Origin of the sequence: Methanosarcina sp. 1.H.T.1A.1 (assembly GCF_000979295.1) — an archaeon.
Taxonomy (GTDB): domain Archaea; phylum Halobacteriota; class Methanosarcinia; order Methanosarcinales; family Methanosarcinaceae; genus Methanosarcina.
Map to the genome: position 1 here is coordinate 12,569 of NZ_JJQY01000085.1, position 14,383 is coordinate 26,951.

16 protein-coding genes are annotated in these 14,383 nt (G+C 43.3%); 7 read left to right on the top strand and 9 right to left on the bottom strand.

From position 1 onward, the window contains the following. The first annotated feature begins 254 nt into the window (after positions 1–254). Positions 255–1,517 carry a 3-isopropylmalate dehydratase large subunit gene (locus tag EO95_RS08180; RefSeq protein ID WP_048133731.1) on the top strand — a complete coding sequence of 421 codons (1,263 nt, stop codon included), beginning with the start codon at positions 255–257 and terminating at the stop codon, positions 1,515–1,517. 68 nt (positions 1,518–1,585) lie between these two features. After that, positions 1,586–1,900 carry a phosphoribosyl-ATP diphosphatase gene (hisE, locus tag EO95_RS08185; protein ID WP_048133732.1) on the top strand — a complete coding sequence of 105 codons (315 nt, stop codon included), beginning with the start codon at positions 1,586–1,588 and terminating at the stop codon, positions 1,898–1,900. Between the two features lie 173 nt (positions 1,901–2,073). On the opposite strand, the gene EO95_RS08190 is transcribed toward hisE, so the two are convergent. Beyond that, a complete protein-coding gene (locus EO95_RS08190; RefSeq protein ID WP_048133733.1) occupies positions 2,074–2,949 on the bottom strand; it encodes a CBS domain-containing protein in 876 nt (291 codons plus the stop codon). A 675-nt stretch (positions 2,950–3,624) separates the two neighbouring features. Between EO95_RS08190 and EO95_RS08195 the strand changes: the two genes are divergently transcribed. Beyond that, the gene (locus tag EO95_RS08195) at positions 3,625–4,638 is read left to right on the top strand and encodes an NOG1 family protein (protein WP_200895022.1); all 1,014 of its coding nucleotides are present in this window, start codon (positions 3,625–3,627) and stop codon (positions 4,636–4,638) included. A gap of 162 nt (positions 4,639–4,800) precedes the next feature. Here the strand turns inward: EO95_RS08195 and EO95_RS08200 are convergent, their stop codons facing one another. The 7 genes from EO95_RS08200 to EO95_RS08235 form a co-directional block, all read right to left on the bottom strand. Next, on the bottom strand, positions 4,801–5,736 hold the full coding sequence (locus EO95_RS08200; RefSeq protein WP_235282925.1) for a cytochrome c biogenesis CcdA family protein: 936 nt from the start codon (positions 5,734–5,736) through the stop codon (positions 4,801–4,803). A 421-nt stretch (positions 5,737–6,157) separates the two neighbouring features. Next, a complete protein-coding gene (locus tag EO95_RS08210) occupies positions 6,158–7,270 on the bottom strand; it encodes a pyridoxal phosphate-dependent aminotransferase (RefSeq protein WP_048133736.1) in 1,113 nt (370 codons plus the stop codon). Positions 7,271–7,397: 127 nt separating this feature from the next. Next, on the bottom strand, positions 7,398–8,012 hold the full coding sequence (gene hxlB, locus EO95_RS08215) for a 6-phospho-3-hexuloisomerase (protein ID WP_048133738.1): 615 nt from the start codon (positions 8,010–8,012) through the stop codon (positions 7,398–7,400). Between the two features lie 275 nt (positions 8,013–8,287). Further along, positions 8,288–8,800 (bottom strand): hypothetical protein, encoded by a 513-nt coding sequence (locus tag EO95_RS08220; RefSeq protein ID WP_048133740.1) that lies wholly within the window; start codon positions 8,798–8,800, stop codon positions 8,288–8,290. A gap of 14 nt (positions 8,801–8,814) precedes the next feature. After that, entirely contained in the window at positions 8,815–9,174 is a 360-nt protein-coding gene (locus tag EO95_RS08225; protein ID WP_048133813.1) for a DUF2073 domain-containing protein, read from the bottom strand. 5 nt (positions 9,175–9,179) lie between these two features. Beyond that, the gene (locus EO95_RS08230; protein ID WP_048133742.1) at positions 9,180–9,821 is read right to left on the bottom strand and encodes an Era-like GTP-binding protein; all 642 of its coding nucleotides are present in this window, start codon (positions 9,819–9,821) and stop codon (positions 9,180–9,182) included. 459 nt (positions 9,822–10,280) lie between these two features. Then, a complete protein-coding gene (locus EO95_RS08235) occupies positions 10,281–11,276 on the bottom strand; it encodes a phosphate uptake regulator PhoU (protein WP_082105980.1) in 996 nt (331 codons plus the stop codon). A 242-nt stretch (positions 11,277–11,518) separates the two neighbouring features. On the opposite strand from EO95_RS08235, the gene EO95_RS08240 reads away from it, so the two are divergent. From EO95_RS08240 to EO95_RS08255, 4 genes are all read left to right on the top strand, one after another. Beyond that, the gene (locus EO95_RS08240) at positions 11,519–12,400 is read left to right on the top strand and encodes a shikimate kinase (RefSeq protein WP_048133815.1); all 882 of its coding nucleotides are present in this window, start codon (positions 11,519–11,521) and stop codon (positions 12,398–12,400) included. Next, positions 12,397–12,684, top strand: coding sequence for a chorismate mutase (locus EO95_RS08245; RefSeq protein ID WP_048133745.1), 288 nt, complete (start codon positions 12,397–12,399; stop codon positions 12,682–12,684). The genes EO95_RS08240 and EO95_RS08245 overlap by 4 nt, the downstream gene beginning before the upstream one ends. A 21-nt stretch (positions 12,685–12,705) precedes the next feature. Further along, a complete protein-coding gene (locus EO95_RS08250; RefSeq protein WP_048133747.1) occupies positions 12,706–13,101 on the top strand; it encodes an AIR carboxylase family protein in 396 nt (131 codons plus the stop codon). A gap of 239 nt (positions 13,102–13,340) precedes the next feature. Then, the gene (locus tag EO95_RS08255) at positions 13,341–13,526 is read left to right on the top strand and encodes a hypothetical protein (protein ID WP_048133748.1); all 186 of its coding nucleotides are present in this window, start codon (positions 13,341–13,343) and stop codon (positions 13,524–13,526) included. Between the two features lie 78 nt (positions 13,527–13,604). Here EO95_RS08255 and EO95_RS08260 read toward each other — a convergent pair whose 3' ends face one another. Next, positions 13,605–14,276 (bottom strand): diphthine--ammonia ligase, encoded by a 672-nt coding sequence (locus EO95_RS08260; protein WP_048133750.1) that lies wholly within the window; start codon positions 14,274–14,276, stop codon positions 13,605–13,607. Between the last annotated feature and the right edge of the window lie 107 nt (positions 14,277–14,383).

Sequence of the window (14,383 nt, forward strand, 5' to 3'; positions counted from 1 at the left end):
ACTATAATCTATAAATTAGCCCTCTTGAGTGCAGCGAAAAGGATCGCATACTGTTGCACTTGCAGTGCAACTCCCAGAAAATCTCTGATTTCCTGTGATCCCGAAGCGAAACTCGGGCGGCGCAATTCGGGCGGAAAAATTCTGCTATTCCTGCCCTGAATTTCATTTCTGTTCTGAATCATCAATTAAATTTATTTATTAGAAAGCGCCAGTTATTCCCCATGACCGGAATGTCTGGTAGTGACAATCGCCCGATGACCGTTTCGGAGAAGATCTTTTCGAAGGCCTCCGGAACTCCCGTTAAAGCCGGGGATTTTGTACTGGCAAACATAGACCTGGCAATGACCCACGACATCACAGGTCCGCTGGCAGTCCAGGGCTTTTACGAAATCATGAGAGATGAGGAAGAAAAAAAAGTCTGGGACCCCAGCAAAATCGTAATTATATTCGATCACCAGGTCCCTGCAGACTCAATTAATGCCGCACAAAACCATATCATGCTAAGGAAGTTTGCGAAAGAGCAGGGCATTTTAAATTATGATGTATATGAAGGAGTCTGCCACCAGGTCCTGCCTGAAAAAGGGCATGTGCTGCCCGGAGACCTGGTTGTTGGTTCTGATTCCCATACCTGTGCATACGGGTCTTTGGGGGCATTTTCTACCGGAATAGGATCTACTGATATGTCAGCCGTTTTTGCTACAGGCAAACTCTGGTTCAGGGTTCCTGAGACCTTCCGGTTTGAAATCGAAGGTAAACTGCCGAAGCACGTTTACTCCAAAGACCTTATCCTGCATCTTATCGGGGATGTCGGGGTAGAAGGTGCCAGGTATATGGCAGCCGAGTATGCAGGTTCGACAATTCGCTCCCTCTCCGTCCCTGAGCGCATGACCATGTCCAACATGGCAATCGAGATGGGAGGAAAAGCAGGAATCATTGAAGCCGATGAGGTTACCGAAGCATACCTGAAAGAGCGTATTCCGGGCTATAAACTTGACCCGTACTGGAAGTCTGATGAAGGTGCTAAATACCTGGAGGTCAGGCATTATGATGTCTCTGACCTTGAACCCCAGGTAGCCTGCCCTCACAATGTTGATAACGTAAAGCCGGTAACTGAAGTAGAAGGCACGAAAATTGACCAGATCTTTATGGGCTCCTGCACCAACGGCAGGTTCGAAGACATAAAGCTCATGGCGGATATCATGGGTGACGAACCGGTTGCAAAAGATGTGCGTCTCCTTGTTGTGCCCGCTTCAAGGACAGAATACATGAAACTGTTAAAAGCCGGGTATATTGAAAAACTCATGAACGCCGGCGCAATAGTAGAGTCTCCCTGCTGTGGACCATGCATGGGCGGCTCTTTCGGCCTTCTCGGCTCGGGAGAAGTTGGCCTTGCGACCTCCAACCGCAACTTCAAAGGCAGAGAAGGAAGTGCAGATTCATTTGTGTACCTTTCTTCCCCTGCAACAGCAGGAGCATCCGCTCTCACAGGAGAAATTACCGACCCCAGGAAGGTTTGAAAAACCCTCCTGCTTTACTTCTTTTGAGTTTTCCCATAACTATTTATTTATCTTGAACAGGTGTTAGAATGCCGGAGGCTGACTTATCCATTTTAAACAGGGTGTATGAAATCATCCTGGATCGAAAAGAGAATTATGACGAAAATTCATATGTCTGCAAACTTTTAAACCACCGCAAGGGTATGAATAAAATCCTTGAGAAAGTGGGAGAGGAATCTGTTGAAACTATACTTGCAGTCAGGAACGAAGACCATAAAGAAATTGTCTCAGAGAGCTCGGACCTTATTTTCCATCTACTGGTAATGCTTGCCGCAAACAACGTTACCCTTGATGAAATCGCAGAGGAGCTCAGTGCCAGGCACGAAAATATGAAAAGAGACTAACTAAAGATATTTAAAAAACGATAAAAGGGGAATAGAAGTAAAATATAGAAGTAAAATATAGAAGTAAAATAAGAACTGCAGAAGCTAAGACGAAATATTTAAAGAGGCTGAGAGGGTTTGAAGACCCGGGACTTCTGTCCTCCGGTCTGACTGCCCTTAATTAAATTGCAGTTTCAATACACCGCAAGTTCGTTCAACACATCGGTTTTTGACAGGGTTCCTTTTGGAACTCCATTGATTGTTACAATAAGCCTTCCTACGTTATATTTATGGAAGAGTTTTACCACATCATAGAGCTGCATGTCTCCATCAACAGTTATCAGCTCTTTTGTCATTATGTCCTTAACCTTTACATTGGGTTTTCCCTGTGCAATGGCATGTGCGATATCAGTGTAAGTAATTATCCCTACGATTTTTCCTTTGTCTTCCACAGGAGTTCCGTGTACATTATTCCGGATAAAAAGCCTTGTTGCTTCCTGAATACTGGCATTGAAATTCACAAGCAGCGGAGGATATTTCATATAATGTTTGACATGTTTTTTAGGCAGGGAGATCATTTCTGTAATGTTAAATAGGATTGCGTTATTGGTGTCGTCCCTTCCTGTAACTTCTCCACGGACTATAAGACGGTTTACAGGTGTTGGACCCACCTGAAGCTTATCGTCCATTACAAAGTCCTTGATATTTCCTATTACCCTGATTACCCCATTACAGGCATCGGGATTCCGGACGGTCGTAAAGCTGATTTCTGCAGCTGTTGCCCCATTAACGATTACATTATTCCTGTAGAGCGGAACAACGGATTCGTTTTTCAACTGCTGGATGCGTAAAGAATCATATGCTGCCCCTGTTGGTTTATACCCTCCCTTTGGCCCGGGGACACCCTCGACCAGTCCAAGAGCCTTTAATAATTGCATCTGGTTGCGGACTGTCCCAGGGTTTCTTTGGATAACTTCGGCAATTTCTTCCCCTTTAATTGCCCGATCTTTTTGCCGCTGAAGGTTAATTAATGTAATTATAATGTCTTTTTGAATCGGAGTGAGTTCCATACTACCACCATCAATTTCATATACCTTGTATCAGGATGATGTATAATATCTATACATCGAGAATACCTATACATCAAGAATATCTATACATCAAGAATAGTGCATCACTTAATTTGCCATAATTAATGATTATAAATTCCTTATACAAATTATAATTACAAATATAAATAAAGTCCGGTTCTGCTTAGAAAGACAGCTTATTTCATGTCTGTATTTAAGTTATTATAATAATTTGTAATTAAAACTCCTGATAAGTTATTATAATAATTTGTAATTAATACTCTTGATAGAACCATAATTGTAATTTGGTTATTGATCATGTAATAGACAACAATAAATTAAACAGTTATTTTACAGTTATTAAATACCGCTCCAAATCGATCTTAAGAGAAGTAGATCAGAATACTTCAAACTTATATTAATATTTCGTATGTTGCGGTATTTTAAGACCAGAACTTAATGATGTTTCCGGGCAATAATTCCGGTATTGTAAGTTTTGGGCAGAAAACGCTTGGACTGAAGCTGTTCAGATAATCCGGATAAGAAAAGCAAAGAAAACCCGCTAAGGAACTTTTGCGAAACTTTTGCTTACGGACTTTAGATTGTTCTGTTAAACGTCTTCACTCAGAAAAACCTTTATATAAATTAAAAGAGCCCCCAGAGGGTTAGAATATTATGATCTTTGAGAAAATTCACACAGTTCCTACTTCAGAGGAGTTAACTAATAAAGCTTTTAAACGGGCAGCAAGAGCTATGTCCGGGAAAACTATTGAGGGGAGGGACAGCCGGCTCAGAGCCAACGAGTCCATGGTACTGACGGCTGCAAACATTTTCACTGATAACCTTGCAAATATAGTCAGGCGTTTTCCAAGTTTTGAACAGTTGCCCACATTCTATTATGAACTGACCGACGTTCTTGTAGGCGTCGAGAAACTCAAGATGTCTCTGGCATCCGTGGACTGGGCAAGCCGGAAGATCCATGAAGTTGCAAGAAGCTATGTCGGAAAAATCCGGGATGCCGATCTTCCCGAGCCTGTCCGAAAAGAAGCCTTCGGAAGGATTGCATCCATTGTCAAGTCCATCAATAAGGACCTTCTCTTCCTGAATGAAGCCCGAAACATTCTCAGAAAACTCCCTGATGTCCAGGACGAGCCAACGATTGTAATCGCTGGCTATCCCAATGTAGGGAAGTCAAGTTTTGTTACAAAGATTACCGGTGCAACCCCTGAAATTGCTCCGTATCCCTTCACAACAAAAGGAGTAACCATAGGTCACTTCACACGGGATGGAGTCCGTTATCAGGTTATGGACACCCCGGGTCTCCTTGACCGCCCTATGGCTGAGAGAAACAATATTGAACGGCAGGCAATTACCGCAATCCACTTCCTGGATGCAGTTGTAATGTTCATTATTGACCCAAGCGAGAGCTGCGGATATGAGATTGAAGACCAGAAACGCCTGCTTGCTGAAATTCGGGAAAACTTTAACCTTCCTATGCTTGTGGTTGCCAACAAAGCTGACAGGCCAGAGTTCAGAAAAATAGATGAGGTTGAGCTGAACATATCCACAATTACCGAAGAAGGAATAGAAGAGGTAATGAGCAAGCTTCTGGAGCTGATTGAAGAAAAGCGTCGTCAGTCTTTAGAAGAGGCCTCAACAGAAGAGCCGGATGAGGAATCCACTTTCTGATTCCTTATCTTACCTGTATTTATTTTCAGGATATGTTTTAGCCAGAACCCTGTTTCATGCAGGATTTGTTGTTTAGGCCAGAATCCGATTTTAGTTGGAATCTGATTTTTGTTAGAATCCGATTTTAGCCAGAATCAGAATTTCATATCTTTTTCTGGCTACTCAGAGTATCCTGAGCTGCATCAGCAGGGCGAGGACAATAAGAATCAGCCCTGTTATCAGCCTTATCTCCACTCTTCTTTTTTCTCTGAACTCCGTGACTTTTTTCGGGCTGAGTCCGAAGGCCAGCAAAAGGCCAAGGCACATTACAGGCAGCAGAAGTCCAAGGTTGTATATTCCCATGTATGCTATTCCTCTTGCTATATCGGTTTTTATTGCCAGCATACTCAGGATTGAGAGATAGATTGCTCCGACGCAGGGGGCTTTGACCAGGGAGAACATGCTTCCTGCAAGGAAGGACAGAAGCAGGAGGTTTTTTTCACCCATCCTGCTCATAAAGTCCTTCAGGGATTTCGGAGTCCTGAAGGTCGATTTTGCATGTGTTCTCAGCCAGTAGGCATCATAAATGTGCCAGAGCCCCAGCAAGGTAGTCAGCAGGATTGTAATTACCGTAAAATGACTCCGGACTTCAGGCAGGAAACTGACAGTACTCAAAATGCTTATCCCTGCAAACATATACATGGTGAAAATTCCTGCAGAAAAGCCCAGGGTAATTTTGAGCATCTCTTTTCTTCCTCCCTGCTGGGCAAGGGTGACAGAAGCCAGGAAAGCCATTACTGCAAGCAGGCAGGGATTAAAACCGGCAAGGATGCCTGCAACCAGGATTAAGAAGGGGCTCATTATCTCAAGGTGGTTATTTTTTCCTTCTCTACTTCCTGTTAAAGGAGGTGAGGATTCCGGGGTGAAAAGCAAAGCCGGAGTTTCGAGGGTTTCCAGCAGAAGAACTTCTATGGTGTTTGCGCTTCCGTAAAAATAGCCATTTGATCTGTTTGGAGTTGAGATCGCTGAACCGGAAGCAGGGCTCAGCAACAAAAAAACAGATATGAACACAAGAGTTCCCTTAGTTGCAGCCAGCGGGAACATAGATCGCTTTTTCATACTTCTCTTCCGAAACTATTCTTGTGGAAACATCCAGAAATTCCCCTTATTGGTGACACATACTTTTTTATACAGACCGCTTTCAGCGAATACCTCCGATGCGCAGGAATATTTTTGGAAATATCACTGGTTAAAAAAAGCTCATTGCAAAATAATATCGATTAGCTGACAGTGGAAAAATTGCAAAAAGCTCTTTTCTTTATATCAAGGTATCTGGATGCCTCAATATAAATACTCCCAAAGTAAACGGTGTTTTCCCATAAACAGGGAACTGAATAAAAATAGAGGTGCAAAGAAAAGGAAAAGTTGAACAAAAGGAAGAGAAAAGAGAAAAGAGAAAAGAGAAAAGAGACCTGAAAAGGAGTTTGAATAAAGGAATTGGAAAAAAGGAAGAGAAAAGATCTTTCTCTTTAAAAAAGTCTCAGAGCACTTTTTCCATAATACTCAGGGATTTTTCAATATCTTTCATTGAAGCTGCATAGGAAATCCTTATGTAACCATCACCTGCGCTTCCGAAGGCTGTTCCCGGGACAACGACAACACCATTTGAGATCAGTTTTGAGGCGACCTCTGCGGAGTTTGAGACTTTAGGGAAGGCATAGAAAGCTCCTTTCGGAAGAGCACATTCCATCCCCAGATCGTTGAGCCCTTTTACAAGCACGTCCCTGCGTTTCCGGAACTCTTCACGCATGACATTGACAGAGTCTTTTGGTCCGGTCACTGCGGCATATGCAGCCTTCTGAGCGACTGAGTTTGCACACGCCTGTATATACTGGTGCACTTTGAGCATCTGGGCTATGTACTCTTTTCTGCCTGCCAGGTACCCGAGCCTCCAGCCTGTCATAGCATAGCTTTTTGAGGTCGCATTTACAGTGACCACATTATCCGAATAACTGGCAGGGCTTACGTGTTCGCCTTCATAGATGAAGTACTCGTAGACCTCGTCAGAAATGATGGTTATGTTGTGGTCGTCTGCAATCTCGGCAAGAGCTTTGATATCTGCCCTGTTTGAGACAGCGCCTGTTGGGTTGGAAGGGGAATTAAGGATAATGGCTTTTGTCTTAGGGGTAATTCTCTCAAGAACTGATTCCGGCTTCATAGTAAGGTCTTCTGCAAGGGGGACGCTTACCACCTTTCCGTTCATGATCTCCGTCAGGGCATTATAGGACACAAATCCGGGATTTGAGATCAGGACCTCATCTCCCGTATTGAGGAGGGCTGCAAGGGCAATGGTAAGGGCTTCAGATGCTCCTGAGGTTACAATTATTTCCTGAGGTGAGACCGAAAACCCATTTTCCTCCTGGAATTTGTGGCTCAGGGCTTCTCTCAGTTCAGGGATTCCGGAACCTACGGTGTAGCCTGTAAAACCTTCATTTATGGCTTTGATTGCTGCGGCTTTTATGTGTTCGGGAGTATCGAAGTCAGGCTGCCCTAATCCGAGGTTGATGGCATCTGAGCCTGCAGCTTCGAAAATCTTTCTGATTCCGGATGTATCTATCCTGGATACGTTTTCTGAAAACTTAATTTCCTTCAAGTTGCGCCCTCCTTATATCCCTGCAAATTATATCCTTTAAAATCCTGCTTTTTCTTAAGTTACCCACTATTCCGGTTCCCGGTTATTTTAACGGTTATTTTAAAGCCATTATTCAATGCTCAATCCATTATTCGATATTTGTGTGCCTGGATTTGAGTTCTGCTTCCGAAGCACCTGTAAGCGTTATCAACTGGGCAATTACCGAGTCCAGGAAAACAAGTGAGGTGATTTCAAAAGCAGTTCCCAGCGGAGGTGAATTCTTGTAATCTCCTCTCATGCTTTTTTCAAGGGAGCCGCCTACATCATGATCATTTTTGGTCTTGCTCGGAAGGATCATGGCAATATCAGAGATTTTGCCGAGTGTGGACTCCTTTTTGGAGGTGACAGTTATGAGGGTTGAGCCAATATCCTTTACTATTTTTCCCAGGTCTGCTATGGAACGGGTTTCTCCAGATCCCGAAATGGCAATCACAACATCCTGTGGACGGACAGCGGGGGTTGTGGTCTCTCCTACAACGTACACAGTGAACCCGAGATGCATTAGCCTCATTGCAAAAGCTTTGGCAACAAGCCCGGACCGCCCTGCTCCCATTAAAAAGACCCTTTCCCCTCCCAGGATCTTCTGAAGCATGCATATTATAGCTTCGCGGTCAAGCAGCTTAATCACCTCGTTGATGTTTTCCACGATAAATTCCATTGATGAGATTACATCTTCGCAGTCTTTTACCTGATCTTTTTTCATATAAGTTCTCCAAAAAGTATTGAGTTGAGTTCTCAATAAAGTAATAATTATAATAATTGCTTAACTTTTTATTTACTTAATTCTACCGGATAACTGAATAATAATCTCAAAACTGGCGGAGTTCCTGAGACTACGACTGTAAACACTAGAAATATTGAGATTATAATTCCTGAAATCCCTTCCAGATAACCTTTTTTCATTTTCTTAAACTTATTGGTAAGGATTTCAGGATAAATTTCTGGAAGCTTCTTTTCATCCCGTTCTGCGCCGGAACTTTAACGGTTTGTTTGCGGCTCAGTCTTATAATTAATAGCTTTTAATTCCCAGTTGTCAATATTATTTTTGAATTCCTTATAGAGCCGCTGGATATCGCAGTCACTCCCGTTCCAGTAGAAGTCCTTACGTACCTCTCCTTTATGGAGTTCTTCAAGTACGAACCTGGATAGATGGAAGAGAGCTTTTTTGTTGGAAAACGGAATGCTGTAGTTTACACGATAGCCGCCGGCTGTTTTACCATAGGACACCAGTATGTACCCTTTGCTTTCATACTCCGTGATCTCATCAAAGTCACAGATGATCTCAAACTCGTGAACAGTAGAAGGGTCTACCTTTGAGATTCCTATCAGTACCTGCGCTATGATGTAATCAGGAACCTTTCGTCCGAACCATACTGCAATTTTCCCGTAGGTACAGACTACGTTAACGTCGTTCCTGCCCATCTCAAAGGAGCCTAGGGGCTGGGGAGAGGATATTTTTGCTTCCAGGTCTTGGGTCTTCTGGGCACACATTGTTTCCACTTCGTTTACTTACTTGCAGAGACAAGTGCACTGATCAGATTCCTATCCTTTTTTAGAGTTTTGAGCTGGTTTGCGGGCCCTATGACCGTAAGTCTCTTGTTGCTCTGTTTTTTGAAAAACTTTCCCAGCAGGGAAACGTCCGTGTTTGCAGGGTAGCTTTGCATCTCTATTCCAGAAAACACATCCGGCTGAATTGCTGACATTGTCATCTCAATTAGTTTTGCTTCCTCCATAGGGTTGAGACCCTTTTCAAGCACAAGGATTTTACCTTTCCGCACCTCATCGATTATGTATCGAACTTTTTCCATCGAAGCCATTTGAGAAATTCTGGCTTCGGATATCAGATCAAGTTGGATTCCCTGCATTTTGATCACCCGAACTGTTTGGCCAGAGCTTCGTAGAATGAATCCATTCCCACTCCGTCAAGCGCCGAAACAGGTACCATAGGGTGTTGAGGAAAGGCTTCCTTTATGACTCCTGGATCAGCGTCAGGAAGGTCTACTTTGTTTGCTACAATAAGAAGCGGCAGGTTTCTGGCTTCCATGTTCCCTATAACGGTTACGTTTACCTGCGTATAAGGATTTTCAGTGGAATCCATTACCAGTATGACTCCGTCAAGGTCATCCAGCCATTTGACAGCTTCAATTACGCCTTCTGTCGCTTCTTTTGACCTCTTCTTTGATTCTGAGTCACTCATTCCCTGTTCCATGAAATCATGGAAGTCGATCTTTGTCGCAAGCCCGGGAGTGTCCACAATATCAAGGCTGATAGTATGCCCGTTAGTTTCGATAGTGACTGCGTTTCTTCTTTTTGCATGCCTGGTTTCGTGGGCAATATGTGAAACCGAGCCCATGGTTTCCTCGCCTCCGACCCAGTCCCTGAGAATGCGGTTACTAAGGGTGGTCTTGCCGGCATTGGGGGGGCCGTAGATGCCTATGCATGCTCCTTTTTTCTTGAACAGTTTGTTAAACACTTTTGAAAAGCTTACCTTAAATCGTTTTATCATATTCATGGCTTCCCTCCATTGGGAAAAGCATAACACCAAAGGATTTCTCGGATTGCTTTCCTTTATGGGTTTACTGGTGTTTTCGTGACCTTTTCATTTAAGTGATCCATGCATATAAATAATTTCCATTTGTTAAGCTGCGGAAATCAGAGAACTTGGAGATACTGACATCTCCCTTCCGATATACCTGGAATAAATAGCAAACATTGCATTCTTTCTATGTGAAATATAGAAAGTGCCTCCGTGAAATAACACCAGAATATAAATAAATTACTTCTTATCGCCTGATTTCCGGATATCTTTAATAAAAAACTTTTTTATAATGAACTTTTTCAGCCCATCTGTAACTCTTTTCATTTCCTATTAAATTTTTATGTTTGTACTGATGTTCTGTACTTTCCTTTATATTTTTTCCTATTTTTATTCATCATCTCTTAAAAATATAAATGATTTTTATTTGTTCCCTCATTTGTCCCTTATCGCGGAATTTATGGCGATCTCAGCTATGTTAGAACCAAGGTCTCCTATTCTTGAGAGACTGTCTACGATCATCCCCAGGGAGATCATGATTTCATGGGATTCAAGTTTGAGAATATACGCATGCAGTTCCGTTACACGCGAGCTCATACCGTCTATACTGTCTATTACCTGGTTCGCAAGAGAGGTGTCAGCATTATAGAGAGCATCTACTGCCTGCTTAACGAGTCCCATGTAGGTGTTGCTGAGGTCCTCTATGACTTCCATCACGTCTTCCCTGAATGGCTCCTTCATTTTTGAGGCAACGTTTGCAATCCTCTGTGAATGGTCTGCTATTCTTTCGATAGGGCTTGCCGCCATTCTGAAATCATGATATTCCTCGATACTTGTTTCCGAGGAATCGGGCATTTTTCCTCCGCAAAGCACGGAACGAAACTGTTTGGAAATCAGAAGACACAACCTGTCGACCTCGTCATCCCTCTGGCTTACATCAAGAGCAAGGTCATGGTCAACAGTTTTGAGGGCTCGTATGGCATCTTTTTGCATGGAGCCTGTAATCAGGAACATCCTGTGTATACCTTTTTTGATATGGAGTTCATTGGGGTTAAGAAGGTCCTGAATGACCACGCAGTTTGAGCTTTCCTCAATGATTTCAGGGCCTATGAGCTTGTAACACACCTTCCGGATGACCTGTTTCTGCTCGGCAAGTATTCTTTTTGAGGTAAACTCCATTCTGTCATAACCATAGAGGTATGCAGCAATGATATCCCTTTCCAGAGCTTTTGCCTCATAGCCTGTAACATCGATCCTTTTCGTTTTTATCGTGTGCCCTTCCAGAATAGGGTCAATCAACAGTTTTCCGTCTGGCTGAGCCTGAATGGATACTCTCATCCCTGTTTCGATTCCTACTTTTTCGGCCCACTGTTTAGGGAGAGAAATAATATAAGTGGATCCGCCTGTCTGCTGTACTTTTCTGGTCTCTATGTGGATTCCCCATTTTCGGTTGCTCAGGCCAGGCCTGGAAGTTAGATGATGCTCACTCCATATTTATAGTATTTATTAGTGTTTAGATAAATATGCAATATATATAATTTGGCTTCACTATGTATATTTGGGGGCTTCTTCCTTTTTGGCAGATAAAATCCTGAACCCTGTATTTAAGTTTACCTCACTTTCGGCTCTGAAGAGAGGTAAAAAATATTAAAGATCAGAGCATTCTGGACATGATGACACTTGAAGGGCGTGCCTGCGCTTTCGGGGCTGGAACCATAATAAACGCCATAGCGACATGGAAAGGTGCAGCGTTCGGGATAGACTTAAAAACCTTTGCAAAGGTGGAACTCTCAGAGGGTAAATCTGGCATTTTTGGCTCAATTGAAGAGATGCCTGAAGGAGACACTCGCCTTATAGAACGCTGTGTAGAACTCGTCCTTGAGCGATTCGGGCTTGACCTCGAAGGTACGATAAGTACAGGAAGTGAAATTCCTCTTGCAGGAGGGCTCAAGAGCAGCAGTGCCGCAGCAAACGCTTCAGTCCTTGCAACTCTCCGTGCAGTTGGTGAGATCCTGCCTCCTCTTGAGATCATAAAATTGGGGGTAAGGGCTGCAAAAGAAGTGGGAGTTACGGTAACAGGAGCTTTTGATGATGCCTGTGCCTCCTTTTTAGGTGGGATTGTTGTCACTGATAACCGAAATATGGAACTTATCAGGCGCGAAGAAGCCGATTCAAAAGTCCTGATATTTACCCCGATAAAAAAGGCTTTCAGTGCGGACACAAATGTGAAACGTTCCCGGCTGATTGCACCTTATGTCGAAATGGCATACGGGCTTGCCCTTGAAGGGGAATACGAGCGCGCAATGACACTTAATGGTTTTCTTTACTGCGGAGCCCTTGGTTTTGATACGGAATACATGCTCAGGGCTCTGGAGTGCGGAGTAAAAGGAGTTAGCCTTTCCGGAACCGGCCCTTCCTACGCAGCACTGGTGAAGGCCGAGCAGGTAAACGAGCTTAAATCTGCCTGGGAAAGTTGCGGCATGGAAGGAAAGGTCATAGAGACCAGTATAAATAACAGAGATGCGATATCCTTTAACAGGGAGAGGTCCTCTTGAGTGAACTTGAAGCTGTCCGCAAAGAAATCGAGGAGATTGACAGGGAAATCCTTTCCCTCATTGATAGAAGAGTTAACCTTGCTGAGAAAGTGCTTGAATCAAAAAGAATAAATGGAACCTCCATAAATGACCGTAAGCAAAACGAGGTTGTAATAAACAGGGCATTAAACATTGCAACCGAGCTCAACCTTGATTTAGGATCGGTAAAGGAAATTTACGAAATTCTTATCAGGATGAGTATCGAACGCCAGAACGAATTAAGTGGAAAGGGAAGCCTGCCCTGACTTGCCTCAAAGGAGTAAAAAATGGTCGACATCTCACTAATTATGGGCTCTGAGTCCGACAGATCAATCGCCAACCGCGCGGTTTCTGTACTTGAAAAGAGCAAATACACTTACGAAGTAATGGTTATCTCTGCCCACCGAAACCCTGATGAGCTTGATAGTTATGTTTCAGGTACAGACGCAAAAGTCTTTATCACAATAGCAGGCCTATCAGCAGCCCTTCCCGGAGTTGTGGCTTCCAGGACAAAAAAACCTGTAATAGGTGTACCTGTAAGCGCAAAACTTGGCGGGCTTGATGCTCTTCTCTCCATAGCCCAGATGCCTCCTGGAGTACCTGTGGGAAGTGTAGGGATTGACAACGGAGCAAACGGTGCACACCTTGCTCTGAGAATTCTGGATTTAATCGAAACCCCTTAATAATTTTAAGAATACTGGTTTTAATTTGTTCACTGCGGGAGTTAAATTCCCTAAACCAGTTTTCATATTTTTTCATATATTCCCATATATTCCCATATGTAATCATGTTTGGGTCTTCCACCTTTACGGAGGTGATCTTTTTGAGTAAAAACAAACATGAAATTCTTCAAATAACAGGCACAAAGAAATGAACGTACTTTTCAAATCACAGTCCTTTCATTCCAAAGAGAAGACAGGATATGAAGAGAAAAATCAGAATGGAAAAAGTGTATGGAATTATCAGTAATTTGTATTGGGGGATAGGGCATCTGAGTATTGGAAGTGTGGGGATATGGGGGGTAAAAGAGCTGGTTGAGGTTTACAGCGAGAAAAGATTTTTTTTTTCTCAGATGCCTTACCTACTAAATATCTCGCATAATATATAAAAATAAGTATATACTGCGAGGTTTCAGGATATTCCTGCAGTACCTATATTTTTTCGGGCTTCTGCCAGTTATGAAAAATCAGTTCTTATCAACCAGTCTTGCATCCAGGATCTTTAAGGAGCCTGCATCGCCTTCCCATTCAACTTCACTTTTTACAATTTCTATGCGCTTTTTGAAGAAAGGAGCATCAAGGACTACGGTTTCGTATTCTCCGCCCTCCCCTGCCATATGGACCATGTACCTGCGGTTCAGGGCTTTGAGGTTTTCTATTGAGTTCACATTAATAGGGCGGCCAAGCCAGGACTGGTCCATTCCATTGGCTGCAACTCTGACGATCCTGATATCGAGAACTTTTGCCATCTCATACAGGAGTTCTTCAGGGTCCCTGTGCCAGAGAGGGGCATAGACTTTAAGCCCGAGGGAATCGCAGATCTTCTGTACCCTGCTTGCCTGGTACTGCGACTCAATAGCGCCTACAGACACACCATCCACGTTCACCTTCTTCAGAGCAAGAGTAAGGTCGTCCAGCTCAAGTTCCTTAATTCCGCTGGACTGCTGCTGGATCAACGGGATTTCACTGGCGGCAGAGATCAGTTCTACCATATGGAGGTTGATTGAGTGGTACATGTAGGAGTCATCCCTTGCGGGAATAATACTGATGAGGTGGGTGACCTCGTGTCCCTCTTCAAGGGCTTTGTGGATGGCAAAGACCGAGTCCTTGCCGCCAGAAATCAGTGCTGCTATTTTCATCTGCATCCTCTTCTGTAATTCCGTTTTTTCGTACTTCCAGGTTATAATTTGCGGATTATAGTTCGGGAGTTATTATATAACATTTTATATATTTCCCATCTCAGCCC

Bases quoted from the DNA above. Each gene is read 5' to 3' on its own strand.
- EO95_RS08180 (WP_048133731.1), top strand. From the start codon at position 255: ATGACCGTTTCGGAGAAGATCTTTTCGAAGGCCTCCGGAACTCCCGTT.
- hisE (WP_048133732.1), top strand. From the start codon at position 1,586: ATGCCGGAGGCTGACTTATCCATTTTAAACAGGGTGTATGAAATCATC.
- EO95_RS08190 (WP_048133733.1), bottom strand. From the start codon at position 2,949: ATGGAACTCACTCCGATTCAAAAAGACATTATAATTACATTAATTAAC.
- EO95_RS08195 (WP_200895022.1), top strand. From the start codon at position 3,625: ATGATCTTTGAGAAAATTCACACAGTTCCTACTTCAGAGGAGTTAACT.
- EO95_RS08200 (WP_235282925.1), bottom strand. From the start codon at position 5,736: ATGAAAAAGCGATCTATGTTCCCGCTGGCTGCAACTAAGGGAACTCTT.
- hxlB (WP_048133738.1), bottom strand. From the start codon at position 8,012: ATGAAAAAAGATCAGGTAAAAGACTGCGAAGATGTAATCTCATCAATG.
- EO95_RS08220 (WP_048133740.1), bottom strand. From the start codon at position 8,800: ATGTGTGCCCAGAAGACCCAAGACCTGGAAGCAAAAATATCCTCTCCC.
- EO95_RS08225 (WP_048133813.1), bottom strand. From the start codon at position 9,174: ATGCAGGGAATCCAACTTGATCTGATATCCGAAGCCAGAATTTCTCAA.
- EO95_RS08230 (WP_048133742.1), bottom strand. From the start codon at position 9,821: ATGAATATGATAAAACGATTTAAGGTAAGCTTTTCAAAAGTGTTTAAC.
- EO95_RS08240 (WP_048133815.1), top strand. From the start codon at position 11,519: ATGACACTTGAAGGGCGTGCCTGCGCTTTCGGGGCTGGAACCATAATA.
- EO95_RS08250 (WP_048133747.1), top strand. From the start codon at position 12,706: ATGGTCGACATCTCACTAATTATGGGCTCTGAGTCCGACAGATCAATC.
- EO95_RS08255 (WP_048133748.1), top strand. From the start codon at position 13,341: ATGAAGAGAAAAATCAGAATGGAAAAAGTGTATGGAATTATCAGTAAT.
- EO95_RS08260 (WP_048133750.1), bottom strand. From the start codon at position 14,276: ATGAAAATAGCAGCACTGATTTCTGGCGGCAAGGACTCGGTCTTTGCC.